Below are 25,590 nucleotides of genomic sequence, written 5' to 3' on the forward strand. Positions count from 1 at the left end.
TATGTCGTTGCGCATCACCGATGAGACCTCCTCGTATGGGGAAGCACGCCCCGAGTTTGCTTGCCGTGAAATACGCCTTTCAAGGAGCTTTCCGTTGCGGGTATTCCAGGGAAGCCTGTTACCTCGTCAGGCAAAGACGTTTCGATACTACTGCACCTTTCTCCTCCTTGGTATAGGAAAAATCATTTCGGTATCGATGCGAAAGGGTCATGCAATATTCACTCTTATTGGTGTGGGTTTGGCCACTATTTCAGGATATTGCATTGCCGAGGAACAGGTAAGCGGATGGCCGATGGAGGAGTGGAAGGAGCGCGAGTATCGCTACGTCATCATCGATCAAGACGTACGCGACGTGCTTCGGGAAATGGGGCACAACCTGTCGCTACCGGTGGAAATTTCACGTGAAGTCAAAGGGCGGGTAAGAGGGGACATACGCGCCGGTACCGCCGAGGAGTTCCTTGAGAGGATCAGCGCCGCCAACGGCCTGGCCTGGTTCTTCGATGGCGGTGTGCTGCATGTCGCCACGCGGGGCGAGATGACGCAGCGCCGCTTCGAACTCAATGGAATCGACTCGCAGCAGTTGATGGAAAACATAGAGGAATCCCGTATCGGCGCCCCCTTGCGAGTGCGACTGGTGGATGGTGGCTCGACGCTCCAGGCCTGGGGGCCGCCGGCATGGATCGACAGCGTGGCCAGGCACGTCGAACGCCTTCGTCAACCGACCCCGCGAGGTCCATCCGGTGTCCGGGTTTTTCGCGGCGGAACGACCGAGACCGCCGTCAGCGAATGACGGCGAAACGAAGAAAGCAGGCAAAACGAAGAGAAGAAAAGGAGGAAGAGATCATGGCGACTGAAGCCGTAGGTGCACCCGGTGGCAACGACCTTTCCAGCACGGATCAGCAGGCTTTCGATGCCGCCGTCGAGAATGCCCAGGCCCAAGCCATCGTCGGCCAGGCAGTGGGATCACTGGCGATGATGCACCTGATGGATTATGCCGGCGACATGCTCAAGGACGAAGGCTGACGTCGGTACGAATGCGGCAGGAATTGCCTGCCGTTCAGGCACACGTTATGAGGTGATTCGTGATGATGTCCGCGATGACGACAGGCGCGACGCCCGCCCCGATGGCGGAGGGCGTGGCGAATTCCGGAACGCTTGCCGAGCAGAATCTGTTCGAGCACATGGCACGCGTTTCCGGCTCGACCCTGCAGGCCGTGACCCCGGCCGATCTTGGCGAGAAAATCCTCAATGGGTTTGAGGGCACTCTCGAGCGGATGCAGGCGTTCTCCTCCGGCCAGGGCGGCGAAGGGGGTGATGCCTCTCGGGCCGTGTCGGGCATCGAGAGCGACGGCAGCGTTGACGACCCCAGCGCCGAGGCACTTGGTGGCGACCAGTTCCAGCGCATGATCGACGCGTTCGGCTCGATGTTCGACCATGCGGTCGAGTCGAGGCTGATGGCGTCCTGCGCTGCCCAGACATCGGGCGCCTGCTCGACGCTGCTGCGGGGATGACCGGTTTGCCACTTATCCCACGACGCAGGGGCTTGCTCCGAGCGCTGTCGATTCTCGCCATGGCGCTGCTGCTGCAGGCGTGTGACACCGAGTTGTATACCGACCTCAGCGAGCGCGAGGCCAACGTCATGGTGGCGGCGCTGGCCAGGCACGGGATTCCTGCCAAGCGGGTCGCCGCCGATGGCGGTCGCATGACCGTCACCGTCGACGAGGATCGCTTTGCCGAGGCGGTGGAGATACTGGATCGCCTGGGGCTGCCCCAGGAGCGCTTTTCTAATCTTGGCGAGATTTTCCAGGGCAACAGCCTGGTCTCGTCGCCGGTACAGGAGCGCGCTCAGATGCTCTATGCGCTCAGCGAAGAGCTGTCGCATACGGTGTCGCAGATCGATGGCGTTCTCACGGCCCGGGTGCACGTCGTCCTTCCCGAGAACGACCTGGTACGCCAGGACAGCACGCCTTCGTCGGCCTCGGTGTTCATTCGCCACGCGCCGGAGCTCGAGGTGGGTCCGCTGATCCCACGGATCAAGACCTTGGTGGCCAACGGCATTGCCGGGCTCTCCTACGACAACGTCTCGGTGGTGCCGGTGGCGGCGGTGAGGCTGGAGCCCCGGGTGGAAGTATTGCCAATGCAGACGAGCACCTTTCTCGGTATCGCCATGCCGACCAGCAGCGTCGGTCGCATCAGTTGGCTGTTCGGAGGCTTCGTCGTCCTGCTGCTGAGCCTGGCCGGGGCGGTGGGCTGGATGGTCTGGCAGCGGCGGCGCGCGCCCTATGACCTGGAGCCACCCGCATGAGCGGAGCAAATACCGTCGCCGAACGAGAGCCGTCGGCCTCGGCATGGCGAGCCTTCGTCGAGGCGCCGGCGCGCTACGTTGCGCGCCCCTGGCTGCAGGATTGCCTGGGAGGGATTGCCGGTGATGCTCTCCTGGAGTCGCTGCTGCGTCATCCCCGCTTCCAGCGCCGTCTGGCGCAGCGGCTGATTGACCGGCATGGCCTGATGCCACCCGAGACGCTGCCCGCGCCCACCGAAGAGGACGCTCGGCTGCTGGCGTTGCCGGCGTCGGCCGGCGCCGCCCTGGCCCACTACTGCGGCGTGATCTGCCATGCCGCCGCCTTCGTGCGCGAGATACGCGCGCCTCGCGTGGTGGCACTCAAGCAACGTTTCGGCGACGCCGCCTTCGCCGCCGCGCTGGCCAACCGCGAGCTGGCGGTGACGGCAGCGAGCGTTGACGACATCGAGACGCTGGCGCAGGAGGTCGAGCGCGATGGGCAGGCCTGCGTCTCGGCCTGGCTCTCGCTCCAGCCGCCCGAACTCGCCGCCTGGCTGAGGCTGGGGTTGGCCAGCGGCTTGCCGGGGGAGGGGACGCTGGAAGAAGCCTCCCCCGAAGTTTGCCGGCAAGGGCCGCGCATCGTGCGCTGCGCCGCCGCCATCGTCGATGCAGAAATCAGGGAATCAGAGCATGCACCAACTGCCGACACGCCCGGGTAAGGTCATCCTGCGCGGCGACGAGGCCCAGGCCTGGATCGATGGCTACGCCTTTCTCGAGCGCGCCCAGGCGCACGCCAGGGAGGTGGAGTCGAGAACCCGGCATACCGCCGCCAGCGCCTATGCCGACGGCTTCGAGGAAGGACGTCGGGAGGGCGAAGCCCGGGCGGCCGAGCTGCTGGCGCAGGCCACACAGCGGGTGGAGCGCTATCTGGCGGGGCTCGACCAGGCACTGGCCGAACTCTCCCTGCGCATGGTGCGTCGCATCCTGGGTGAGTTCGACGACGCCGAGCTGGTGAGCCGCTGCGCGCGCCAGGCCCTGCGCGAATTGCGCCATGACATGCGGGTCAGCGTGCGCGTGGCGCCGGAGCGGGTGGCAGCCGTCGAAGCGCTGCTGGCCCAGGGGCCGGCGATCCCCGAAGGCCCCGCCTATCGCGTCGAAGGCGATGCGCAACTGGGGCCGGGCCAATGCCTGCTGGTCAGCCCGGTGGCGATCGTCGATGTGGGGCTCGATGCCCAACTGACCGCCTTGCGTCGAGCGCTGGCGAGTGGCCAGGAGCCGCACCGATGACCTCCCCAGAGATCGATCTCGAGGCGCTGCTGCCGCGGCTGGGCGCGCGGCTGGAGGAAGCCGAACTGCGTCCGGTGCACGGCCGGGTGCGGCGTATTCGCGGCCTGCTGGTGCACGCCAGCGTCGACGGCACCGGCATCGGTGAGCTGTGCTACCTGCGCGACCCTGTGAGCGGGCGCCATGTCGCCGCCGAGGTGATCGGCTTCGAAGAGGAGCATGCCATTCTCTCGCCCATCGGCGACCTTCAGGGCATGTCCACCCGGGCCGAGGTGATCGCCACCGGTGGTCCGCAGGGCGTGCCGGTGGGGGAGGCGCTGCTGGGTCGGGTGATCAGCCCGCTGGGCACCTTCATCGATGCCGCGCCGGAGCGCGATCTCGACGCGCTGCGCCTCTGCCCGGTGCATGCCGAACCCCCCAGCCCCCTGGCGCGACAGCTGATCCAGCATCCGCTGGCATTGGGTATTCGCGCCATCGACGGCCTGCTGACCGTGGCGCGTGGCCAGCGCGTCGGCATCTTCGGCGAGCCCGGGGTGGGCAAGTCGTCGCTGCTCTCCGCCATCGTGCGCGGCAGCGAGGCGGAGGTCATCGTGCTGGGGTTGGTTGGAGAACGCGGTCGCGAAGTGCGCGAGCTGCTTGACGTGCAGCTCGATGCCAAGGCCCGGCAGCGCACGGTCTGCGTGGTGGCCACGTCCGATCGCCCGGCCATCGAACGGGCACGTGCCGCCATGGTCGCGACCACCGTGGCGGAGCACTTCCGCGACCAGGGGCGCGACGTCCTGCTGCTGGTCGACAGCATCACCCGCTTTGCCCGGGCCCAGCGCGAAATCGGCCTGGCCGCCGGCGAGCCGCCGACCCGACGCGGCTATCCGCCTTCGCTCTTCGCCGCCTTGCCGCGCCTGCTGGAGCGAGCGGGGCCGGGGGCCAGCGGGAGCATCACCGCACTCTATACCGTGCTCACCGAGGGCGACAGCAGCCTCGATCCGGTTGCCGAGGAGACGCGGGCCATTCTCGACGGCCACATCGTACTCAGCGCCGACCTGGCCAAGCGCGACCACTTTCCGGCCATCGACGTCCTCGCCAGCCGCAGCCGCCTGATGGATGCCGTCATCTCGAACGAGCAGCGCCGCAACGCCGGTCGAATTCGCGACCTGCTGGCGCGCCATCGCGATGTCGAGCTGCTGCTTCAGGTCGGTGAGTACCGCGAGGGCAACGACCCCCTTACCGACGAGGCGGTGGCCAGGCATGCCGCCATCGAAGCCTTCCTGCGCCAGAGCGAGAGGGAACACAGCAACTTCGAGGACACCTTGAAACGCATGGATGAACTGCTGTCATGACCGATCGATTCCGTCTCGAGCAACTCATGGCGCTGCGTGAGCGGCGCGAACGCCTGGCCGAGGCCGCCCTGGCGGCGCAGCAACGGCGCTGTCGGGACGAGGCGCACCGCATCGACGAGCTCGACCTCACCCTGGCGCGCGAGCAGAGCGACTTCGACCGGCTCGAGCAGGAGTGGTTCGAGGCGGCGGAGGGCGCCACCTTGTCACCGGCGGAGCTGGAGCAGGCGCGCCAGGCGATCGACGATCATCAGCGGCGCCAGGCCGAGCTGGCCGATGCGCGCTCGTCGGCCGAGCGCGAGCAATGCCGACTGCTCGAGGAGTGTGCCCGGCAGGCCGAGGTCTGGAAGCAACGCTCCCATGCCCGGGAGGCGCTGGGGAAGCTGGTCGAGCGCCGTCGCAGCGCCGACCGCATCGTGCAGGAGGGTCGCCTCGAGGCGGACCTCGAGGTCACCCTGCCGCGCGGAGGGCCGCCATGACCAAGCTCGACCTGATGCCGGCGACGGGGCGGCAGGGCTCGACGACGAGGGGCACGGTCGTGGCGGCGCGTCTGCCCCGGTTCTCGCCGGAGCAGGCGACCCTGCTCAACGCGCTGCATCGGCCCCGCCCCGCGCTCGCCCTCAGCCTGGGCGAACGGGCGCTGCGGCTGCGCATCGTCCCGCCGGCCGAGCCGACTCCCTTGCCGGTCGCGCTGGGGCTGTCGCTGGGCGACGCCCCCGCGCTACTCCGGCTCGGTCACGACGGCCTGGCGCTATTGACGCGGCACCTGGCGCTGCGCGCCGGGCTGGAGACGTGCGAGCCCGACCTCACGGCCCTGTGGCTGGAGTACGCCCTGCTGGAGTGGGTCGAGCCCCTGGAAGCCCGGCTCGGCGTCGCCCTGCGGCTGGACGGGGGGCAGCCCTCGTTCGACGGCGACGAGGCCCTCGACATCCTGCTGCAGCTGGAGGGCGACGGGGGCACCGGCCAACTGCACCTGTCGCTGGGCGCCGCCGCCACGCGGGCCGTCGCGCCGCTGCTGGATGCGCTTCCCGCCGTCGCGCCCAGGGCCTGCTCGGCGCTACCCGTCACCGTGCAGTGGGTCGCCGGCCATCAGCGGCTGCGGCTGGACGAGCTGCGCGGCCTGAGGCCGGGCGACGTGGTGCTGCTCGAGCGGCCGGTCAGGGCGCTGGCGGCCGCCGGTCGCCCGCTGGCCGAGGTGGAGGAGCAGGGCGGTGGACTGAGGCTGGTCACGACGCCACTCCCCGGGCCTGGTGACGACCTCGATGCGCCGTGCGCCGACGGCGATTCCCCCCGCAATGAAACCGGTAACCACAGGAGCCGTGACGCCATGGCAGAGAACCCCCATAGTCCGAAACCACCGCCCGATACGGCGGCCCTGGATGGCCTGCCGATGCGCCTGGTGTGCGAGCTCGGCCGCCTCGAGCTCACGCTCGGCGAGCTGCGCGAACTGGGGCCGGGAAGCGTGTTGCCGCTCACCCGGCCGAGGGAGGACGCCGTGGACCTGGTGGTCAATGGCCGGCCCCTGGGACGCGGGCGGCTGGTGGAGATCGGCGATGGCCTCGGCGTGCAGATCGTGAGGCTCACGGGCGATGAGTGAGTTCGAGCCCAACCTGGTCGGCATGATCATCGTGGTCGCCTCGCTGGGGCTGCTGCCCCTGGCGGTGGTGACCATGACCTCGTTCCTCAAGATCGCCGTGGTGCTGTTCCTGATCCGCAATGCCCTGGGCATCCAGCAGACGCCGCCCAACCTGGTGCTCTACGGCATCGCCCTGGTGCTGACGGTCTACATCACCACGCCGCTGGTCGGCGAGATCGCCTACCGGCTCGAGAGCCACGGCGGTTCGCTGGAGAGCGTCGAGGAGATCCGCGAGACCGGCACGCTGCTGCGCGGCCCGCTGCAGGAGTACCTGTCGCTCTACGCCAACGAGCGCGAGCGCGTCTTCTTCATCGATGCCACCCAGAACATCTGGTCGCAGCAGGCGCGCGAGAATTTGCAGGAGGACGACCTGGTGGTGCTGATCCCGGCCTTCGTCACCTCCGAGCTGGTGCGTGCCTTCGAGATCGGCTTTCTCATCTACCTGCCGTTCCTGGTCATCGACCTGGTGGTGGCGAACGTGCTGATGGCGATGGGCATGGTGATGGTCGCACCGCCGCTGATCTCGGTGCCGCTGAAGATCTTCCTGTTCGTTGCCGTGGACGGCTGGTCGCGCCTGATGCACGGCCTGATCCTCAGCTACGGAGGCTAGCCACGTGTCCGGCGATACCTTCCTCACGCTGATGAACAATGCCCTGTGGACCGTGCTGCTGCTGTCGGCACCGGCGCTGCTGGCGGCGATCGTGATCGGCTTCGGCATCGGCCTGCTGCAGGCGCTGACGCAGATCCAGGACCAGTCGCTGCCCCAGGCGGTCAAGGTCATCGTGATCATGCTGGTACTGATCGTGGGCGGGCCGCTGCTGGTAGGCCAACTGGTCAACCTGACCGACCAGGTGCTCGACAACTTCCCCGCCTGGTCGCGCTGAGGTTCCATGGCACTCGACGAATACGTCCCCCTTCTCACCGAGCTGGTCTATCCCATGCTCATGGCCGCCTCCATCGGCATGACCCGGGCGCTGGGGGTGATCCTGATCACGCCGGCCTTCAATCGGCTCGGCCTGACCGGGATGATCCGTTCCGCCGTGGCCGTGACCATCGCCCTGCCGGCGATCCCATTCATCTTCTCCGCGCTGCCGTCGCTGGGGCCGATGTCGGCCTTCGGACTCGCCGCCCTGCTGGTCAAGGAGCTGATCATCGGCGCCGTCATCGGCGTGGTGTTCGGCATACCGTTCTGGGCGGCGGAGGTGGCGGGAGAAGTGGTCGACCTGCAGCGCGCCTCGACCATGGGCCAACTGCTCGACCCGATGGGCAGCACCGAATCGGGCGTCACCAGCACGCTGCTGGTGGTGACCTTGGTGGCGCTGTTCTTCGCCTCGGGAGGCTTCATGATCCTGCTCGAGGGCTTCTATGCGAGCTATGCGCTGTGGCCGGTGGAGCGCTTCGTGCCGGTGCTGGAGGCCCGCAGCGCCCTGATGCTGCTGGACATGCTGGACCAGGTGATGCGGGTGGGCGTGATGATGGTCGCGCCGCTGCTGGTCGCCCTGCTGGTCGCCGACCTGATGCTCGCCTACCTGGCGCGCATGGCGCCCAGCCTGCACGTGTTCTCGCTGTCGCTGGCGATCAAGAACCTGCTCTTCACCTTCCTGATGCTGCTCTACGTGGTGTTTCTGATCCCGCTGCTGATGGAGGAGCTCGGCGCGCTGGGGGACGGCGACCGCCGCCTCGAAACGCTGCTGAGCGGCATCCCCCCGCTGGCAGAGGAGCGAGGCAGCGCATGAGCGAGAAACCCAGCGAAGAGAGATCGCTGCCGCCCTCCGAGAAGAAGCTGCGCGACGCACGCAAGAAGGGGCAGGTCAGCAAGAGCTCGGACATGGTCACGGCCATGGTGATGCTGGGCGGTACGCTCTACCTGCTCATGGCCGCCGACGGTATCGAGCGGCGCGTGCGCCACCTCATCGGCACCATCACGCGGCTCTATCACGAGCCTTTCGACACCCTGTGGCCACGCCTGCTGGCGCTGGCGGCGGAAATCGTGGTGCGCTCGGTACTGCCGATCATCGTCATTTCCGTGGTGGCGGCCGTGCTGACCAACGTCCTGATCATGCGCGGCCCGGTGTTCTCGGTGGACCCGGTCAAGCCGAGGTTCGAGCGCATCAATCCCGCCGAGGGCCTCAAGCGAATCTTCTCGGCCCGCGGCCTGATCGAATTCGCCAAGTCATTGTTCAAGATGGTCGCGCTGGCCACGGCGTTCGTGATCGTCTTCCGGCTGAGCCTGCAGACCCTGCTGGATTCGCCGCGCTGCGGCTTCGGCTGCCTGGAAGGGGTCTTCATGGCACTGCTCGAGCCGCTGATCGTGACCGCTCTGGTCGCGTTTCTCGTGGTCGGGCTGATCGACGTGCAGATGCAGCGCTGGCTGTTCCGGCGCGACCAGCGCATGACCCGGACCGAGCACAAGCGCGAGCGCAAGGACCTGGAGGGCGACCCCGAGATCCGCCGCGCCCGTCAGCGCGAACGGCGCGACATGTACGCCCACAGCGCGCGCACCGGCCTCGAGAACGCCTCGCTCATGCTGGGCGCACCCGGCGACTGGCTGGTGGGGCTGCGCTACGCCAAGGGCGAGACCCCCGTGCCGGTGATGGTATGCAAGGCCGCGCCCGAGGAGTCCGCCGCGCTGTTCGAAGCGGCTTGCACCCGGGGCGTGGCGGTGGCCAACCGGCCGGATCTGGCGGCTCGCATCGCCAGGCGCACCGCAAAGGGAGGACCGATTCCCCAGGACACGTTCCAGGCGGTCGCCGATGAATTGGTCGCAGCCGGGGTCATCTAGTTCGGGCCCGCCATTCGCGAGGCGAGGCGATGTCGATTTCAACGACGCTCATACGAAACATGAGTACTGGCCAGTAAGCTAATCTAAGGAATCACCCCGGAGAGACCACCATGCAATACATGCTGATGTGCTGTATCGACGAAGCGCTGTGGAACGGCCTGCCCGATGCCGAGCGCGATTCGGTCATGAACGACTACAACGCCCTGATCCAGGAGATGGTCACCAGCGGCCACTACCGCGGCGGCGCCCGGCTGCAGTCGGTGGATTCGGCCACCACCCTGCGCGAGCAGAACGGCAAGGTGGTGACGCTGGACGGGCCCTTCGCCGAGAGTCGCGAGCAACTGGGTGGCTTTCACGTAGTGGAGTGCCGTGACCTGGACGAGGCCCTGGGGCTGGCCCGGCGTATCCCGCCGCTGCGGGTCGGCGGTTCGGTCGAGGTGCGACCGGTGGACCCTGCCTATCGACTGTGAGGCCTCAGTGACCCTGGACGAACTCTATCGCCGCGAGTATGGCCGCGTGCTGGCCAGCCTGATTCGCCGCTTCGGCCACTTCGAGCTGGCCGAGGATGCCGTGCAGGCGGCCTTCGAGGCGGCGATGGTGCAGTGGCCGGCCCAGGGCTGGCCACCGAACCCGACCTCGTGGCTGATCGCCACTGCACGCCACAAGGTCGTCGACCAGTTGCGTCACCAGCAGATGCGCGAGCGCAAGGGCGACGAGCTACGCCAGCACCTGGAACTGCTGCTCGATCAGGACCTCGAGGCCGAGCCGCTCGACAGCCTGCGCCTGATCTTCGCCTGCTGTCACCCGGCCCTGGCGCGACCCGCCCAGGTGGCACTGACGCTGCATACCCTGGGCGGGCTGCGTACCGAGGAGATCGCCCGCGCCTTCATGGTGCCGGTGCCGACCCTGGCCCAGCGGCTGGTGCGGGCCAAGGCCAAGATCCGCGATGCCGGCATTCCCTTCGAGGTGCCCGACGACGCGGCGCTGGGGGAGCGCCTGGAGTCGGTGCTGGCGGTGATCTACCTGATCTTCAACGAAGGCTATGCGGCCAGCTTCGGCGACGACTGGGTGCGCAGCGACCTCTGTGCCGAGGCGATTCGCCTGGGGCGGATGCTGGTGCGGCTGCTGCCGGCGGAACGCGAGGCGCGTGGTCTGCTGGCGCTGATGCTGCTGCACCACTCCCGGCGCGACACGCGTACCGACGAGGCCGGCGACATCGTGCTGCTGGAGGAGCAGGATCGCACGCGCTGGAACGTCGACGAGATCGAGGAGGGCACCGCCCATATCGAGGTGGCGCTGCGTGGCAGCCCGCTGGGCCCCTACGCGGTGCAGGCCGGCATCGCGGCCCTGCACGCCCAGGCGGTGATACCGGCGGAGACCGACTGGCGGCGTATCGCCGCGCTCTACAGCCTGCTCTACGCCCTTCAGCCCACCCCCGTGGTGGCGCTCAACCGGGCCGTGGCGATCGCCATGGCCGATGGGCTGGAAACGGGCCTCGAGCTGCTCGAGAAGATCCACCTGCCCAACTATCACCTGCTGCCGGCGACGCAGGCCGACCTGCTGCGCCGGCTGGGCCGGCATGACGAGGCGGCGACGCATTACCGCGAGGCGCTGACGCTGGTCACCCATGACGCCGAGCGGCGTTTCCTCGAGCGCCGCCTGCGCGAGGTAGTGGCAAACGCCGCCGATGTCGATTTGCCGTTGGCTGGTTCGAGAGAGGGATGAGGCCTCTTGGCTATCCCAAGTTCATCACTCAGGAGAGATTCCCATGAGCTACGTCGATGGATTCGTCGTGCCGGTTCCCGAAGGGAACCTCGACGCTTACCTGGACATGGCCCGGCAAGCTGGCGAGATCTGGCGCGATCACGGCGCGCTGGAGTACGTGGAGTGCGTGGCCGATGACGTCCCGTCGGGAGAGCACACCTCCTTCCCGCTGAGCGTCAAGCTCGAACCGGGGGAGACGGTGATCTTCGCCTGGATCCTCTACGCCTCGCGCGAGGAGCGCGATCGCATCAATGCCAAGGTGATGGAGGACCCGCGCATGGCCGGCATGATGGATCCGGCGAACCATCCGTTCGATGGCAAGCGCATGATCTGGGGTGGGTTCCGCGAGGCGCTGAGGCTGCCCTAGCCCGGGGTCAGCCAGGCGAGGCCAAGTCCCACCACCGCGGAAGCCACTGTCGGGCCGGCAATGCAGCGGGCCAGGCGAGCATTGCCGGCGCTGACCGACAGCACCACCTTGAACAGATTGTTGACCGAGGCCGCCAGCACGATGCCCTGCACGGCGGTGGAGAGTTCGATGGTGCTCGCCGCCATGCGGCTCAGCGACAGGGCAACGGCATGCACGTCCGCCATGCCGGAAACGGCGGCCAGCAGGTAGACGCCGGCATCGCCGAGCCAGGCGCGCAGCCACTCGCCCAGCACCATGACCACCGTCAGCAGGGCGCCGAGCAGCAGCGCGGCACGCAGCTCCAGCGGGTTCTGGGTCATCGGCCGGTCGGCCTTGAGGTCGCGGCGATGGCGGCGCCATAGCCACAGCGCCGGCAGGAAGAGCGTCACGCCCATGGCCGCGACCGGTGCCAACAGGCGCGGCAGCAGCGCGGGGCCGAGCAGGGCGGCATAGAGCAGCAGGCGCGGCAGCATGGTGCCGCAGGCCAGCAGGATGCCGGCGGCCAGCATCGGCGCGAGTTCCGGCTCGCGCTTCGATTGGCGGGCGTACTGCAGGGTCAGGGCGGTGGAGGAGGTGAGCCCGGCGAACAGCCCGGTGAACAGGATGCCCTTCTCGGTGCCGCCGAGGCGCACGGCGAAGTAGCCGACGAACGAGATCGAGGCGATCAGCACCACCAGCCACCAGATCTCCCGAGGATTGAGCACGCCGCCGGGGCCCATGTCCTCGTTGGGCAGCAGTGGCAGCATCACCACGCTGATCAGCAGCAGCTTGAGCCCGGCATCGAGTTCGTTGGCCTGAAGCTTGTTGAGCAGGCCATGGATCTCACGCTTGTTGTCGAGGATCAGCGCCGTGACCACCGCGCAGGCCGTGGCCAGCCCAATGTCCACCGCCACCGCCAGGGCGCCGAAGCAGAACGTCATCAGCAGCCCGATCAGCCCGGTGATGCTGTAGTCCTGGCTCTGCTCCATGCGCGCCCGGTAGCCGACCAGGGCGATGATCGCCACAGCCAGGAAGATCAGCGGAAAGGCCCAGCGCGTCAGCGCTTCCGCCAGCAGCGCCGCCACGCCGCCGAACAGTCCCACCAGGGCATGGGTGCGCACCCCGGCCACCCGCTCGCCCCACTCCCGCTCGCGAGCGACCCAGCCACGTTCGATACCGATCAGCGCGCCCAGCAGCAGCGCCACGGCAAGCTCTATGAGCACGGTATTGTCGGCCAGAAAGTCGCTGGCAAGATCGTCCATTGTCTTCCCTTCCTTGGAAACCCTCTCTCCAGAGTGGAACGCCGCGCTTCTGCCTTCAACCCGAAGGCGGGCGGGCCAGCCCCTCACCTCAGCGAGGCGCTTGCCAGCGGACAGACTCTTGCTGAATACTGTATTTATTTACAGATTTTGTTGGAGGTCCCATGTCGCTTGTCCCCCTCTCCGCGCTGCGCATCGTCGGTAGAACCGCGACATCGCCCACGCCGCAATATCTGCCCTTGTTGGGCTGCCGGGTACGCGCCGGCTTCCCCAGCCCCGCCGACGATCACCTGGATGGCGATCTCAACCTGCACGAGTATGTCGTGCGACGGCCGGCATCCACCTATTTCGTGCGCGCCGAGGGAGACTCGATGCAGGGAGACGGCATCCACGACCGCGACCTGCTGGTAGTGGACCGCAGCCTGGAGCCGTTGCCGGGGCGGGTGATCGTGATCGCGGTGGATGGTGAACTCACCGTCAAGCGGCTGGCGCACCAGCGTGGGAGAACCGTGCTGCTAGCCAGCAATCCGCGCTTTGCGCCGATTCCGTTGGAAGGGCGCGAATGTCATGTGTGGGGCGTGGTGACCCATGTGATCCATGCGCTTCCGGGAGCGCCGGCATGATCGCCCTGGTCGACGGCGACAGCTTCTACGTCAGTTGCGAGCGAGCCTTCGACCCGCATCTGGAAGGGCTGCCGGTCGGCGTGCTCTCCAACAACGACGGCTGCGTGGTGGCACGCTCACGGGAACTCAAGGCGCTGGGGGTGGCCATGGGAGCGCCACTGCACCAGTTGCCCCCGGCCATTCGCCGCCAGGCCGTGCTGCTTTCCAGCAATTACGCCCTCTACGGCGATGTCTCGCGCCGGATGAACCAGGTGCTTGCCGAGTTCTCCCCGGCGGTGGAGCTCTACTCCATCGACGAGAGTTTCGTGCACTTCTCTGGCTTCGATCCCGGGGCGCTGGAAGCCCATTGCCAGCGACTGCGCGAGACGGTGCGACGCTGGACCGGCATCCCGGCCGGCGTGGGCCTGGCGCCCACCCGGGTGCTGGCCAAGCTGGCCAACCGCTTGACCAAGCGTGAGCCGGCCTACGAGGGGGTCTGTCGGCTCGAGGCCGACAGCGATGCGACCCGCCGCCTGCTCGAGCGCCTGCCGGTTGCCGAGCTGTGGGGCGTGGCCCGACGTACGGCCGAACGGCTGCAACTGATGGGCATCGAGACGGCCTGGCAGCTGCGCCAGGCCGATCCCAAGTGGATTCGCGGCGCCTTCTCGGTGGTGCTCGAGCGCATCGTCTGGGAGCTGCGCGGCCATCCGTCGATCGAGCTCGAGAACATGCTGCAGCCACGCCAGCGCATCCTGGTGTCGCGCTCCTTCGGCAGGCTGAGCGACGCGCTCGCCGATCTGCAGGCCGCCACGCGGCAGCATGCCACGCGGGCCGCCGAAAAGCTGCGGCGACAGGGCAGCCTGGCCCGGGCGGTACTGGTCTTCGTGCGCACCAACCCGCATCGGCTGCAGGATGCCCAGTACGCCAACAGCCACGTCGTGGCACTGCCGGAGCCCTGCAACGATACGCCGACCATTCTCGCCGCCGCGCGCCGGGCGCTGGCGGCTATCTTTCTCGAAGGGCATCGCTACCAGAAGTGCGGCGTGATGCTGCTCGACCTGGTGGACGCCGAGCGCCGTCAGCTGTCGCTGCTGGAGGAGCCGGCTGACGCGCGGCGACGCGATCGCAGCCGACGCCTGATGGCGGCCCTCGATCACCTCAACCGCGAGATGGGGCGTGACACCGTGCGCTTCGGCCTGCCGCACCAGGATAACGCCTGGGCCCTGCGCTGCCAGCGCCGTACCCAGCGCTACACCACCTGCTGGAAGGAGCTGGTGACGGTCAAGACGGGATGACCGCGATGGCTCTACCTCGGGAGCAATCACGTGGCGGGAAGGCGCCCCGGGTGCCATGCTGAAGACGACTGCCCGTGTGCAGGAGATGCCTATGCCGTGGCCCATTCGCTGGCGCTGTTCGCTGTCGCTGCTGTGCGGTGTCGTGCTGTTGGCGGGGTCGCTGGCGACGAGCGCGCGTGAACTCGCCGCCGAGGTCGACGAGATGGTCGAGGTGGAAGTCGCCACGGTGGGCCTGGCCGGCTTCGGCGGTCCCCCGGTGGTGCTGCTGCGTGAGCCGGGCGTGCGCGAGGTGATTCCGATCTTCATCGGCATCAGCGAGGCGGGCGCCATCCTGCGCGGGCTGGCCGGCGAGCGCTCGCCCCGGCCCATGACCCACGAGCTGCTGGGAGACGTACTCGGCGAGGTCGACGCCACTCTGGAGCGGGTCTACGTCGATGCCATCGTCGACAATACCTTCTTCGGCATGCTGGAGCTGAGCCTGCCGGGGCGCGAAGAGACGCTGCTCATCGACAGTCGCGCCAGCGATGCCATCGCCTTGGCGCTGCATGCGGGGGCGAGCATTCACGTGGCCCCGCAGGTGCTCGAGGCGGCCCGCAGCATCGACTACGAAGGGCTCGACGAGCGGGTGGTCGTGGCGCTGGGCATCACCGTCACGCCGGCCACCGACGACCTGCGCGAGGCGCTGGGCCTGCCTGACCGCCCCGGGGTCCTGGTCAGCGACGTACACGGCCCGGCAGTGGAAGCCGGCCTTCGGCCTGGGGCGCTGTTGCTCGAAGTGAACGGCGAAGTGCCCGAGACGCCACTGCGCTACCTCGAGCTGGTGCGCGACACCGCCGTGGACGAAGACGCCCGGCTGCGCTACTGGCAGGACGGGGAGGAGCAGGAGATCGAGGTCACCACCGACGTGCCCCCCCGACAGCCCATGCCGAAGCTGCAGGAAGACGTGCCCGGCATTCGCACCTGAGCGTGGTACGTACGCCGGGCCAGCGGGGCGGCCAGCCCCTGGCTGGCCGCTTGCCACCTCAGAACGTTTCCCACTCCTCCTCGGCGACGTGCGACGCTGGCACCTTGCGCGGCCTGGGATCCGCGACGGGGCGCGGCAGCGCGGCGGGCGCGGCTCGCTGCTTTGGCTGGCTGTCACCATCCTCGCCGAGCACGAAGGTGCCGACCAGGTCGCTGAGGTGCTGCGCGTGGCGGCGCATCTCGGTGGCGGTGGTGGAGGTCTGCTGCACCATGGCGGCGTTCTGCTGGGTCATGGTATCCATCTCGGCCACGGCGGTGTTGATCTGACCGATGCCGGCGTTCTGCTCGCGTGCCCCCGCGCTGATCTCGGCGATCACGTCGCTGACCCGCGCGACGCTGGTGACGATCTCCTGCATGGTGGCGCCGGCTCGCTGGACGATCTCGCTGCCGTCGCGGGCATGGGCGACGGAGGTGTTGATCAGGTCACGGATCTCCTTGGCGGCTTCGCCCGAGCGGCTGGCCAGGGTGCGCACTTCCTGGGCCACCACGGCGAAGCCGCGGCCGTGCTCGCCGGCGCGGGCCGCTTCCACCGAGGCGTTGAGCGCCAGGATGTTGGTCTGGAAGGCGATGCCGTCGATCAGGCCGACGATCTCGGCGATGCGGCTCGACGAGGCATCGATGTCGGCCATGGTGCGCTCGACCCGCTGCATGGCGCTCTCCCCGTCGCGGGCGACCTGAGAAGTCGCCACCACCAGCTGGTTGGCCTGTTCGGCCGACTCGGTGCTGTGATTCACCGTGGCGGTGATCTCCTCCATCGAAGCGGAGGTCTCCTGCAGGTTGGCCGCGGCCTGTTCGGTGCGGGTGGCGAGTTCGTCGCTACCCTGGGCGATCTCCTCGGCGGCCTGGTTCACGCTCGCGGTGCTGCGGCGCACGTCGCGCAGGGTATCCTGCATGCGCGAGACGAAGGCGTTGAACTGGGCGGCCAGCTCACCGATCTCGTCGCGGCTCTCCGCCTTCAACCGGCGGGTCAGGTCGCCCTGGCCCTTGGCGATGTCGCGCATGGCCTCGGCGGTGCGGCGGATCGGTGCCACGGTGCGGCGTACCAGCCAGGTCGATACCGCGGCCACGCCGGCGAACAGCACCAGGCCGATCAGCGTCGAGGTCAGAATGGACTGGCGCAGCTCGGCGGCCGCCTGAGCCCTGGCCTCGGCCATGGCGGCATCGATGTCGGTGATGTAGACCCCGGCGCCGAGCATCCAGTCGAACTCGGGCACGTTGACGGCATAGGAGTACTTGGTTTCGATGCTGCGGGAACCGGGATATTCCCAAGGATAGGAGTAGAAGCCGCCGCCCTGGCGGGCTACGTCGATCAGGTCGCGGATGATGTAGGCGCCATCGGGTGCCTGCACGCCGATCATGTTGGTGCCTTCGCGCTCGGGCATCGGCGCGGTGACCACGTTGAGCCCATCGTGCTGATAGGCGAAGACGTAGTTGCCTCCCTCGAAGCGGATGGCGCGCAGGATCTCGGCGGCGCGCTCGCGCTTGTCGGCGTCGCTGAGGGTGGAGGCTTCTAGGATGGGCTGGATGGCCGAGTGAGCGCTCTCGACCACATCGCGAACCCCGGCCTTGCGTGTCTCGATGAGTAGTTCGCGCTGGTGTGCCAGATTGACTTGGCTGTCCTTGGCGCGGGTATAGCCGTCGATGACTACTAGGCTGAGGGTGGTCAACAGCAGGGGTAACAAGACCAAAAGCAGAAGCCGGGTCTGGAGTTGCAGGGAGAAGGAGGCCTTGGAAGCCGAAGCGTGCATTGCGAAACCTCGAAGCTGGGAGTGTACTGATACGGTTGTCAGTACTTACTAACTTCGGCCGGCTCCGGCGGTTCTTTAGGCTGGTGGGCTACAACGTTAGTCATGAAGCAGCCCATACGAGCATATGGCACCCCCTCTCAGGGGGCGTCGCGCAGGCGGGTCAGCCCCTCCTGTGCCGTCGAGGCCACCAGCCGCCCGCTGCGGTCGTAGATGCTGCCGCGGGCGAAACCGCGGGCGCCCCCGGCCCAGGGGCTGTCCATGTCGTAGAGCAGCCAGTCGTTGACCTTGACGTCGTGATGGAACCACAGCGCATGGTCGAGGCTGGCGATCTGCAACCGGGGGTCGCGGAAGGTGATGCCATGTGGCACCAGCGAGGTGGTCAGCAGGTTGAAGTCGGAGCTGTAGGCCAGCAGGTAGCGGTGCAGGGCGGGATCGTCGGGCAGCTCGCCGGTGAGGCGGAACCACAGCCGCTTGCGCGAGGGCTGGCCCGGTTCGGACTCGTCGCCCAGGTGCAGGAACTCGATGGGGTGGCCGGGAAAGCGCTCCAGGCGCGCATGCGGCTCCTCTTCCAGCACGTCGGGTAGTGTCACGCTGGGCATCGCCATCTGATGGCTCATGCTCTCCTCGCGGCCGTGGAACGAGGCGCTGCAGAAGAAGATGGGCCGCCCCTTCTGGATGGCGGTGACGCGCCGGGTCGTGAAACTGCCGCCGTCGCGCACGGCGTCCACCTGATAGACTACCGGGCGATGAGGGTCGCCGGGGCGCAGGAAGTAACCGTGCAGCGAATGCGCCTGACGGCTGGCGTCCACCGTGTGGGTGGCGGCCGAGAGTGCCTGGCCGAGCACCTGGCCGCCGAACAGTTGCGGCAGGCCGAGATCCTGGCTGCGACCGCGGAACAGGTTTTCCTCGATCTCTTCCAGGCCGAGCAGATCGACGAGCGCGTTCAGGGCATCGGTCATGGGGCTTCCTCGGGAAGTATCATACGGTTGTTTCAGACAGCATAACGGAGTCGGCGCCGATGCGCAGTGACGAATTCTACATGCACCGGGCGCTGGACCAAGCCCGCGAGGGGCTGGCCGCCAACGAGGTGCCGGTAGGGGCCGTGGTGGTAGACCCGGCGGGAGAGATCGTCGGTGCCGGCTACAACGCACCGGTCTCGGGCCACGACCCCAGCGGCCACGCCGAGATTCGCGCGCTGCGCGATGCCGCCGGCCGGCTGGGTAACTACCGCCTCGATGGTTGCACCCTCTACGTCACCCTGGAGCCCTGCCTGATGTGCACCGGGGCGATCATTCACGCACGCATCGCGCGGCTGGTCTATGGCGCCGCCGAACCGCGCACCGGCATGGTGGAGTCGAAGGCCAACCTGTTCGCCCAGCCCTGGTTCAACCACCGGGTCGCGGTGGAAGGGGGCGTGCTGGCGGCGCGCGCTTCCCGCCTGCTCAAGGCCTTTTTCGAGGCCCGGCGCGAGAATGGCGGGGCTCCTTCAGGCTCTCTCGACGGTGGTTAATGCCGGGGCGACCCTGACCCGATTGCGGCCCTCGGCCTTGGCGCGGTAGAGCGCGTCGTCGGCGGCCAGTACTCCGGCAGCACGTAGCTGGCCAGTGCCAGGGCCAGCGGCAGCAGGGCAAACCCGACCAGCGTCCTGGCCGCCGCATGCCAGCCCCGCAGCTGCATCAGCTTGACCAGGACGAGCATTCCGGTCAGGCCAGTGGCGACGAGTTCGTGCAACGAAGGCCCCCCATCCACGAGCACGACGCCGAGGACCAGGGGCACGCTGGCCAGGCAGGGAGAATGAAGTCGGCGTGTCGGTGCATGGTCACGCCCTTGCTAGAGAAGTGGCGAGATGATGTCGAACAGTGGGGCGTCGTGATCCTCGCCGCCCGACGAATCGGTGAGCTGCAGGTACTGCTGCTGGCTGCGGTCGACGTAGGTCAGGATCTCGTGGTAACGCCGAATGTTGCGCACGTAGATGACCGGTTCGCCGCCGCGGGCGTAGCCATGGCGAGTCTTGCTGTGCCATTCATGCTGCTGCAGCAGCGGCAGCGCCTCGCGCACGTCCCGCCAGCTGTCGGGGTCGCCGCCGCGCTCCTCGGCGATCGTGCGCGCGTCGTAGAGATGGCCGAGCCCCACGTTGTAGGCGGCCATGGCCATGTAGAGCCGGTCCTCGCCCTGGATCGATTCGGGCAGGCGCTCCTTGAGCTGGCGCAGGTAGCGGGCGCCACCGCTCACGCTCTGGGCCGGGTCGAGGCGATCGCTCACGCCCATCTCCCCTGCGGTGGGCAGGGTCAGCATCATCAGGCCGCGTACGCCGGTGGGGGAGGTGGCCTCGGGATCCCAGTGCGATTCCTGGTAGCCCAGCGCCGCCAGCAGCTTCCAGTCAAAGCCGGTATCGCGCGCCGCCTCGCGAAACAGCTCGGCGTAGGCGGGCAGGCGTTCGTCGAGGTGGGCGAGGAAGGTCCGTGCGCCGACGTATTCCAGGTAATCGTCATGGCCGAAGTGGCGAACGACCAGCTCGTCAAGCCGTCCCTCCTGCTGCAGGCGGGTGAGGAAGCGGTTGGCCTCCTGCTGTAGTCCCAGGCCGCCCTTGGCGGGAAAGGCCCAGGCCAGGGAGAGCGGCTTGCCCAGCGGGAAGCCGCGTTCGACCCCGGGGAAAAAGATCCGGTTGATGCGGAACTGATGCTCGAAGACCACGGCGGCATCCAGGCCGCCGTTCTCGACCTGGCTCAGCAGCTCGGCGACCTCCACCTCCGGTGATTCGCGCCAGCCCAGCTCCGGATGGTCGGCCTGCAGTTCGCGCAGCACGCGATCGGTCCCCGAGTCGCGAATGGTACCGACGTTGAGACCGGCCAGGTCGTTGATCTCCGTGACCGGCGGCAGGCCGCGGCGATAGACCAGCAGCGGTTGCAGGTCGAGGATCGGGCGACTATAGATGAGGTCTGGCTGGGTCAGGTCCAACGGCAGGGCGGCTGCGGCCAGGTCGCCTTCCTGGCGCGCCGCCTCCAGCGCGCTCTGGATGTGATGGCGCGAGTCCAGGGTCAGGCTGACGCCGAGGAACTCGGCGAAGTGGCGCATCAGTTCGTACTCGAACCCGGTCGGGCCGTGGCGCCCCTCGTAGTAGGTCGTCGGCGTGTTGCGCGTGTGGATGCTGATGAAGTCGCGCGCCCGGATCGCTTCCAGCAGGCCCTTGGGCGGGGCGAAGTGGCGATAGGGCGCCAGGCACAGGACGACTCCCAGCAGCAACAGGGCGGCCAGGCGCAGGCGGCTCAGCAGGACACGACTATCGAACTCGGGCATTCAGGCGACGATCGGCGACGGGAGCTTCACGATAACGGCCCGGGGCACAGCTGTCATCTGTTGCATTTCGTCTGCCCGTCGCTTTCCAGTATCATGTCGCCTTTCTGCGCCGCCGTGCGGCCCACCTTCCTCCGCTTGCTTCAGAGGCTTCAAGACATGCTCGAACTTCGAGGCGCGCCTGCCCTTTCCGCTTTCCGTCACGACAAGCTGCTGGCTGCCCTGCGCGCACGGGTTCCCGAGGTCGAGTCCCTGCACGCCGCCTACGTGCACTTCGTGGATCACGACGGTGAATTTTCCGACGAGGAGCGCAACCTGCTCGGCCAGCTGCTCGACTACGGCATCAGGAGCGAGAGCGACGGCTCCGGAAGCGAGCTGGACGGCGAGGGCCAGTTGTTCCTGGTGGTGCCGCGTATCGGTACCCAGTCGCCGTGGTCGTCCAAGGCCACCGACATCGCCCGCAACTGCGGCCTGGGCCGGGTGCGCCGGATCGAGCGCGGCATCGCCTATCGGGTAGCGCTCAAGGCGCCGATGTCCGAGGCGGCATTCACCGCGATGGTCGAAATCCTCCACGATCGCATGACCGAGAGCGTACTGACCGACGCCTCCGATGCCGCCCGGCTGTTTGCCCATCATGAGCCGGCGCCGCTGGGACAGGTGGATGTTCTCGAAGGGGGCAGGGCGGCGCTGGAGGAAGCCAACATTGCGCTGGGCCTGGCCCTGGCCGAGGACGAGATCGACTACCTGGTCGAGGCGTTTGGCGAACTTGAGCGCAACCCCACCGACGTCGAGCTGATGATGTTCGCTCAGGCCAACTCCGAGCACTGCCGGCACAAGATCTTCAACGCCGACTGGGTGATCGACGGCGAGGCGCAGAGTCATTCGCTGTTCAAGATGATCAAGAACACCTACCAGGCCTCGCCCGACGACATCCTCTCGGCCTACAGCGACAACGCTGCGGTGATCAAGGGGGCCGAGGCGCCGCGCTTCTTCGCCGCGCCTTTGACCGGCAAGGCCGCCGAGCGCGCCGTGTACGCTGCGCAACGCGAGCCGATCCATATCCTGATGAAGGTGGAGACCCACAATCACCCCACCGCCATCGCGCCCTATCCCGGGGCGGCCACCGGTGCCGGCGGTGAGATCCGCGACGAAGGGGCCACCGGCGTCGGCGGCAAGCCCAAGGCCGGCCTCACCGGCTTCACCGTCTCCAACCTGCGCATTCCGGAGTTCGTGCAGCCTTGGGAGGCGTTCGACTACGGCAAGCCCGGGCGCATGCAGTCGGCGCTTGCGATCATGCTCGAAGGACCGATCGGCGGAGCCTCGTTCAACAACGAATTCGGGCGCCCCAACCTCGCCGGCTACTTCCGTACCTACGAGCAGGACACCCTGGGGGCGGGAGGCATCGAACGGCGCGGCTACCACAAGCCGATCATGCTCGCCGGCGGCTACGGCAACATCCGCGAAGGCCACGTGCAGAAGGGCGAGATCCCCGTCGGCGGCAAGCTGATCGTGATGGGCGGGCCGGCCATGCTGATCGGCCTGGGTGGCGGGGCGGCCTCGTCGATGGCCTCCGGCGCCTCCAGCGCCGACCTCGACTTCGCCTCGGTGCAGCGCGAGAACCCCGAGATGGAGCGCCGCGCCCAGGAAGTGATCGACCGCTGCTGGGCACTGGGCGAGGCCAATCCCATCCGCTTCTTCCACGATGTCGGTGCCGGCGGGCTCTCCAACGCCCTGCCCGAGCTGGTCAAGGACGGCGGCCGTGGCGGTCGCTTCGAGCTGCGCGCGGTGCCCAATGCCGAGCCCGGTATGAGCCCGCTGGAGATCTGGTGCAACGAGGCCCAGGAGCGCTACGTGCTGGCCGTGGCACCGGAGGATCTCGACACCTTCGATGCGCTGTGCGCCCGCGAGCGCTGCCCCTACGCCGTGGTCGGCGAGGCCACCGAGGCGCATCACCTGGAGGTTCGCGACGGCCATTTTGCGACCAGGCCCGTCGACCTGCCGATGAGCGTGCTGTTCGGCAAGCCGCCCAGGATGCAGCGCGAGTTCCAGCGCGAGGCGCTCGAGCTGCCCGGCGTAATGCTCGACAACCTCGACCTGCGCGAGGCCATGGAGCGCGTGCTGCGCCTGCCCACCGTGGCTTCCAAGAGCTTCCTGATCACCATCGGCGATCGCTCCATCACCGGCATGGTGGCCCGCGACCAGATGGTCGGCCCGTGGCAGGTGCCGGTGGCCGACGTCGCCGTCACCACGGCGAGCTACGACACCCATGCCGGCGAGGCCATGGCCATGGGGGAGCGTCCGCCGGTGGCGCTGATCGACCCGGCGGCGAGCGCCCGCCTGGCGGTGGCCGAGACCATCACCAACCTGGCGGCGGCGCCCATCGAGAAGCTCGGTGACATCAAGCTCTCGGCGAACTGGATGAGCGCCGCCGACCATGTCGGCGAGAACCAGGCGCTGTACGATGCGGTTCACGCGGTGGGCATGGAACTCTGCCCGCGGCTCGGCATCGCCATTCCGGTGGGCAAGGACTCCATGTCGATGCGCACCGCCTGGCAGGAGGGAGACGACGAGAAGAGCGTCACCGCGCCGCTGTCGCTGGTGGTGACCGGCTTTGCCCCGGTCACCGACGCGCTGAAGGCCCTGACGCCGCAGATCAACCTCGACCAGGACGAGTCCGACCTGATCCTGATCGACCTGGGGGGGGGCAGGAATCGCCTGGGCGGCTCGGCGCTGGCCCAGGTCTATGGCCAGGTGGGCAACGAATGTCCCGACCTCGACGACCCCGAGGATCTCAAGGCCTTCTTTGCCGTGATCCAGGGCCTCAACCGCGACGGCAAGCTGCTGGCCTACCACGACCGCAGCGACGGCGGCCTGCTGGTCACGCTGCTGGAGATGGCGTTTGCCGCCCATGCCGGTCTCGAGATCAAGCTGGACTGGCTAATCGACGAGCCGACCCAGGCGGTGGACGCGCTGTTCGCCGAGGAGCTCGGCGCAGTGATCCAGGTCAACCGCCAGCACACCGAGGAGGTGCTGGCCCAGTTCGCCGCCGCCGGCATCGAGACCTGCGGTGTTATCGCCCGGCCGCGCTACGACGACCAGGTGCGCGTGACCCTGTTCGAGGAGCCGCTGCTCGAGACCACCCGGCTGCTGGCCCAGCGCACCTGGGCCGAGACCAGCTACCGCATGCAGGCGCTGCGCGACAACCCTGACTGCGCCAAGAACGAGTTCGACGGTCTGCTCGACGGCCGTGACCCGGGGCTGTCGGTCAGCCCCACCTTCGACGTGGACGAGAACGTCGCCGCCCCCTTCGTCAATGCAACGCGGCCGGCGGTGGCGATCCTGCGCGAGCAGGGCGTCAACGGCCATCTGGAGATGGCCTGGGCCTTCGACCACGCCGGCTTCGAGGCGGTGGACGTGCACATGAGCGACATCCTCGAGGGGCGCGTCGATCTCAAGGCGTTCAAGGGACTGGTCGCCTGCGGCGGCTTCTCCTACGGCGACGTGCTCGGCGCCGGCGGCGGCTGGGCCAAGTCGGTGCTGTTCAACCCGCGGGCGCGGGAGCAGTTCGCGGCGTTCTTCGAGCGCGACGACAGCTTCGGCCTCGGCGTGTGCAATGGCTGCCAGATGTTCGCCCAGCTCAAGTCGCTGATCCCCGGCGCCGAGCACTGGCCGCGCTTCGTGCGCAACGAGTCCGAACAGTTCGAGGCGCGGGTGGCCATGGTGCAGGTGGAGCAGAGCCCCTCGATCCTGCTTTCCGGCATGCAGGGCTCACGCCTGCCGATCGCCGTGGCCCACGGCGAGGGCCGCGCCGAGTTCCGCGACAGCGCCCACCTGCGCAGCATGCAGGGCAGCGCCCAGGTCGCGCTGCGCTACGTCGACAACTACGGCCAGGTGACCACCCACTACCCGGCCAACCCCAACGGCTCGCCTTCCGGGATCACCGGCCTGACCACGCCGGACGGCCGCGTCACCATCATGATGCCGCACCCCGAGCGCGTGGTGCGGGCGGTCACCAACTCCTGGCGTCCCGCGGAGTGGACGAAGGATGGCGCCTGGATGCGGCTGTTCCGCAACGCCCGCGTTTGGCTGGGCTGAGCGCCCGCCACAAGGAAAGAGGCGGCCCGCGGGCCGCCTCTTCGTTTGCTGCTGTCTTGGCTCATCCCTGCCGCTGCGTAACGCCACTGACCGGCAAAGGCGTCGCTGTCAAGCGCGCTGTACCATCTGTGTCAGTTCGTCGCGAGACGCGAGAAAACCCTCGAGCACGGTATGCTCTGCTCGCTTCTGCTTGATCACCGCCGTGAGGGCGGGGTAGAGCGCCGGGACGGTGCTGGCTTCGCGCAGGTGCTCATGGAAGTGCAGCGAGTAGCCCGCGTCGGTTACCGCCTGGGTCAGGACTTCGAAGGCCATGGCGTGGGTATTGACGAAGAACGGTGGAGCGGAGGCCGCGCTTGGCTGTGTCGGGGGCGAGGAGGATTCCGGCAGCCCCAGCTGGCGCGAGAGGCGGCGCAGTTCCTCGACGCGCATTTCGCACTGGATGCCGAGCGAGGCCATCAGGCGGCTCACGGCGGTATCGAAAGGCAGGAAGCTGAAGGCAAGACGTCGGTAGCGTGCCACCTCGGCGCGCTCGTGCGCCTCGGCGAGTGTCAATAGCTCATCCAGCACCAGGGCCAGCCTGGTGATCCTTGTTGGTTTTTCTGGCATGGCGGTGTCCTCTTTTCGAAGGCCGAGCGTCAGCCGCTTCCCCGCATCGTCTGCGGCTTGTCATGATGCTCAGAGAATGCCCCCGGTTTGCATGACCTTCATCAAATTTCGCGACGTTTAGGTCTGACGAACCAGTGATTCCATCCGCGGGTATGGCGAGAGCCACACTATTTCCCCATTGCCCTGAGGTGGCCTCGCCAGA

The 25,590-nt window shown here is 67.9% G+C and carries 27 protein-coding genes; 21 read left to right on the plus strand and 6 right to left on the minus strand.

Annotated features, from left to right (window positions below; translation table 11 throughout):
* Window position 1: 1 nt before the first annotated feature.
* From HNO51_RS04025 to HNO51_RS04100, 16 genes are all read left to right on the plus strand, one after another.
* Window positions 2-790 carry a hypothetical protein gene (locus HNO51_RS04025; protein ID WP_209538548.1) on the plus strand — a complete coding sequence of 263 codons (789 nt, stop codon included), beginning with the start codon at window positions 2-4 and terminating at the stop codon, window positions 788-790.
* A 53-nt stretch (window positions 791-843) separates the two neighbouring features.
* On the plus strand, window positions 844-1,023 hold the full coding sequence (locus HNO51_RS04030) for a hypothetical protein (RefSeq protein ID WP_167111630.1): 180 nt from the start codon (window positions 844-846) through the stop codon (window positions 1,021-1,023).
* A 62-nt stretch (window positions 1,024-1,085) separates the two neighbouring features.
* Window positions 1,086-1,511 carry a hypothetical protein gene (locus tag HNO51_RS04035; protein ID WP_209538549.1) on the plus strand — a complete coding sequence of 142 codons (426 nt, stop codon included), beginning with the start codon at window positions 1,086-1,088 and terminating at the stop codon, window positions 1,509-1,511.
* 32 nt (window positions 1,512-1,543) lie between these two features.
* Window positions 1,544-2,305 (plus strand): type III secretion system inner membrane ring lipoprotein SctJ, encoded by a 762-nt coding sequence (sctJ, locus tag HNO51_RS04040; protein WP_242597200.1) that lies wholly within the window; start codon window positions 1,544-1,546, stop codon window positions 2,303-2,305.
* Window positions 2,302-3,000, plus strand: a complete 699-nt coding sequence (locus HNO51_RS04045) for a hypothetical protein (protein WP_209538551.1) — start codon at window positions 2,302-2,304, stop codon at window positions 2,998-3,000. Before sctJ ends, HNO51_RS04045 begins: the two co-directional genes overlap by 4 nt.
* Window positions 2,972-3,568: a type III secretion system stator protein SctL gene (gene sctL, locus HNO51_RS04050; protein ID WP_209538552.1), complete on the plus strand. Its 597-nt coding sequence runs from the start codon at window positions 2,972-2,974 to the stop codon at window positions 3,566-3,568. Before HNO51_RS04045 ends, sctL begins: the two co-directional genes overlap by 29 nt.
* Window positions 3,565-4,902, plus strand: a complete 1,338-nt coding sequence (locus HNO51_RS04055) for a FliI/YscN family ATPase (protein ID WP_209538553.1) — start codon at window positions 3,565-3,567, stop codon at window positions 4,900-4,902. The genes sctL and HNO51_RS04055 overlap by 4 nt, the downstream gene beginning before the upstream one ends.
* On the plus strand, window positions 4,899-5,378 hold the full coding sequence (locus HNO51_RS04060) for a hypothetical protein (protein ID WP_209538554.1): 480 nt from the start codon (window positions 4,899-4,901) through the stop codon (window positions 5,376-5,378). The genes HNO51_RS04055 and HNO51_RS04060 overlap by 4 nt, the downstream gene beginning before the upstream one ends.
* Window positions 5,375-6,496: a type III secretion system cytoplasmic ring protein SctQ gene (gene sctQ / locus HNO51_RS04065; RefSeq protein ID WP_209538555.1), complete on the plus strand. Its 1,122-nt coding sequence runs from the start codon at window positions 5,375-5,377 to the stop codon at window positions 6,494-6,496. The genes HNO51_RS04060 and sctQ overlap by 4 nt, the downstream gene beginning before the upstream one ends.
* Window positions 6,489-7,145, plus strand: a complete 657-nt coding sequence (gene sctR, locus HNO51_RS04070; protein ID WP_209538556.1) for a type III secretion system export apparatus subunit SctR — start codon at window positions 6,489-6,491, stop codon at window positions 7,143-7,145. The genes sctQ and sctR overlap by 8 nt, the downstream gene beginning before the upstream one ends.
* 4 nt (window positions 7,146-7,149) lie before the next feature.
* Window positions 7,150-7,419, plus strand: coding sequence for an EscS/YscS/HrcS family type III secretion system export apparatus protein (locus HNO51_RS04075; RefSeq protein WP_197449755.1), 270 nt, complete (start codon window positions 7,150-7,152; stop codon window positions 7,417-7,419).
* Between the two features lie 6 nt (window positions 7,420-7,425).
* A complete protein-coding gene (gene sctT, locus HNO51_RS04080) occupies window positions 7,426-8,271 on the plus strand; it encodes a type III secretion system export apparatus subunit SctT (protein ID WP_209538557.1) in 846 nt (281 codons plus the stop codon).
* Window positions 8,268-9,317 carry an EscU/YscU/HrcU family type III secretion system export apparatus switch protein gene (locus HNO51_RS04085; RefSeq protein WP_197449757.1) on the plus strand — a complete coding sequence of 350 codons (1,050 nt, stop codon included), beginning with the start codon at window positions 8,268-8,270 and terminating at the stop codon, window positions 9,315-9,317. The genes sctT and HNO51_RS04085 overlap by 4 nt, the downstream gene beginning before the upstream one ends.
* 110 nt (window positions 9,318-9,427) lie before the next feature.
* On the plus strand, window positions 9,428-9,787 hold the full coding sequence (locus HNO51_RS04090; protein ID WP_111413156.1) for a YciI family protein: 360 nt from the start codon (window positions 9,428-9,430) through the stop codon (window positions 9,785-9,787).
* A gap of 7 nt (window positions 9,788-9,794) precedes the next feature.
* Window positions 9,795-11,042 (plus strand): RNA polymerase sigma factor, encoded by a 1,248-nt coding sequence (locus HNO51_RS04095; RefSeq protein WP_209538558.1) that lies wholly within the window; start codon window positions 9,795-9,797, stop codon window positions 11,040-11,042.
* Between the two features lie 43 nt (window positions 11,043-11,085).
* Complete coding sequence (locus HNO51_RS04100; protein ID WP_209538559.1) at window positions 11,086-11,448, plus strand: DUF1428 domain-containing protein; 363 nt, start codon at window positions 11,086-11,088, stop codon at window positions 11,446-11,448.
* Here HNO51_RS04100 and HNO51_RS04105 read toward each other — a convergent pair.
* The gene (locus HNO51_RS04105) at window positions 11,445-12,728 is read right to left on the minus strand and encodes an MgtC/SapB family protein (RefSeq protein WP_209538560.1); all 1,284 of its coding nucleotides are present in this window, start codon (window positions 12,726-12,728) and stop codon (window positions 11,445-11,447) included. The two genes, HNO51_RS04100 and HNO51_RS04105, sit on opposite strands and share 4 nt — an antisense overlap.
* Window positions 12,729-12,889: 161 nt before the next feature.
* On the opposite strand from HNO51_RS04105, the gene HNO51_RS04110 reads away from it, so the two are divergent.
* The 3 genes from HNO51_RS04110 (at window position 12,890) to HNO51_RS04120 (ending at window position 15,586) form a co-directional block, all read left to right on the plus strand.
* Window positions 12,890-13,348, plus strand: a complete 459-nt coding sequence (locus HNO51_RS04110; protein ID WP_209538561.1) for a LexA family protein — start codon at window positions 12,890-12,892, stop codon at window positions 13,346-13,348.
* The gene (locus HNO51_RS04115) at window positions 13,345-14,622 is read left to right on the plus strand and encodes a Y-family DNA polymerase (protein ID WP_209538562.1); all 1,278 of its coding nucleotides are present in this window, start codon (window positions 13,345-13,347) and stop codon (window positions 14,620-14,622) included. Before HNO51_RS04110 ends, HNO51_RS04115 begins: the two co-directional genes overlap by 4 nt.
* Window positions 14,623-14,713: 91 nt before the next feature.
* Window positions 14,714-15,586, plus strand: coding sequence for a bifunctional nuclease family protein (locus tag HNO51_RS04120; RefSeq protein WP_234283595.1), 873 nt, complete (start codon window positions 14,714-14,716; stop codon window positions 15,584-15,586).
* Window positions 15,587-15,644: 58 nt separating this feature from the next.
* On the opposite strand, the gene HNO51_RS04125 is transcribed toward HNO51_RS04120, so the two are convergent.
* Both HNO51_RS04125 and HNO51_RS04130 read right to left on the minus strand, forming a co-directional pair.
* Complete coding sequence (locus HNO51_RS04125; protein WP_197449762.1) at window positions 15,645-17,393, minus strand: methyl-accepting chemotaxis protein; 1,749 nt, start codon at window positions 17,391-17,393, stop codon at window positions 15,645-15,647.
* 137 nt (window positions 17,394-17,530) lie between these two features.
* Window positions 17,531-18,352 (minus strand): acyl-CoA thioesterase, encoded by an 822-nt coding sequence (locus HNO51_RS04130; RefSeq protein ID WP_197449763.1) that lies wholly within the window; start codon window positions 18,350-18,352, stop codon window positions 17,531-17,533.
* A 59-nt stretch (window positions 18,353-18,411) separates the two neighbouring features.
* On the opposite strand from HNO51_RS04130, the gene tadA reads away from it, so the two are divergent.
* Window positions 18,412-18,903 (plus strand): tRNA adenosine(34) deaminase TadA, encoded by a 492-nt coding sequence (gene tadA / locus HNO51_RS04135; protein WP_197449764.1) that lies wholly within the window; start codon window positions 18,412-18,414, stop codon window positions 18,901-18,903.
* Here the strand turns inward: tadA and HNO51_RS04140 are convergent.
* Together HNO51_RS04140 and mltF are read right to left on the minus strand one after the other, a co-directional pair.
* Entirely contained in the window at window positions 18,900-19,124 is a 225-nt protein-coding gene (locus tag HNO51_RS04140) for a hypothetical protein (protein WP_209538563.1), read from the minus strand. The genes tadA and HNO51_RS04140 overlap by 4 nt on opposite strands.
* A 99-nt stretch (window positions 19,125-19,223) precedes the next feature.
* On the minus strand, window positions 19,224-20,690 hold the full coding sequence (mltF, locus tag HNO51_RS04145; RefSeq protein ID WP_197449766.1) for a membrane-bound lytic murein transglycosylase MltF: 1,467 nt from the start codon (window positions 20,688-20,690) through the stop codon (window positions 19,224-19,226).
* Between the two features lie 156 nt (window positions 20,691-20,846).
* Between mltF and purL the strand changes: the two genes are divergently transcribed.
* Complete coding sequence (gene purL / locus HNO51_RS04150) at window positions 20,847-24,782, plus strand: phosphoribosylformylglycinamidine synthase (RefSeq protein WP_209538564.1); 3,936 nt, start codon at window positions 20,847-20,849, stop codon at window positions 24,780-24,782.
* Between the two features lie 108 nt (window positions 24,783-24,890).
* On the opposite strand, the gene HNO51_RS04155 is transcribed toward purL, so the two are convergent.
* Window positions 24,891-25,388, minus strand: coding sequence for a hypothetical protein (locus HNO51_RS04155; RefSeq protein ID WP_197449768.1), 498 nt, complete (start codon window positions 25,386-25,388; stop codon window positions 24,891-24,893).
* Window positions 25,389-25,590 lie beyond the last annotated feature (202 nt).

Source organism: Billgrantia sulfidoxydans (genome assembly GCF_017868775.1).
GTDB classification, from domain to species: Bacteria; Pseudomonadota; Gammaproteobacteria; order Pseudomonadales; family Halomonadaceae; genus Halomonas; species Halomonas sulfidoxydans.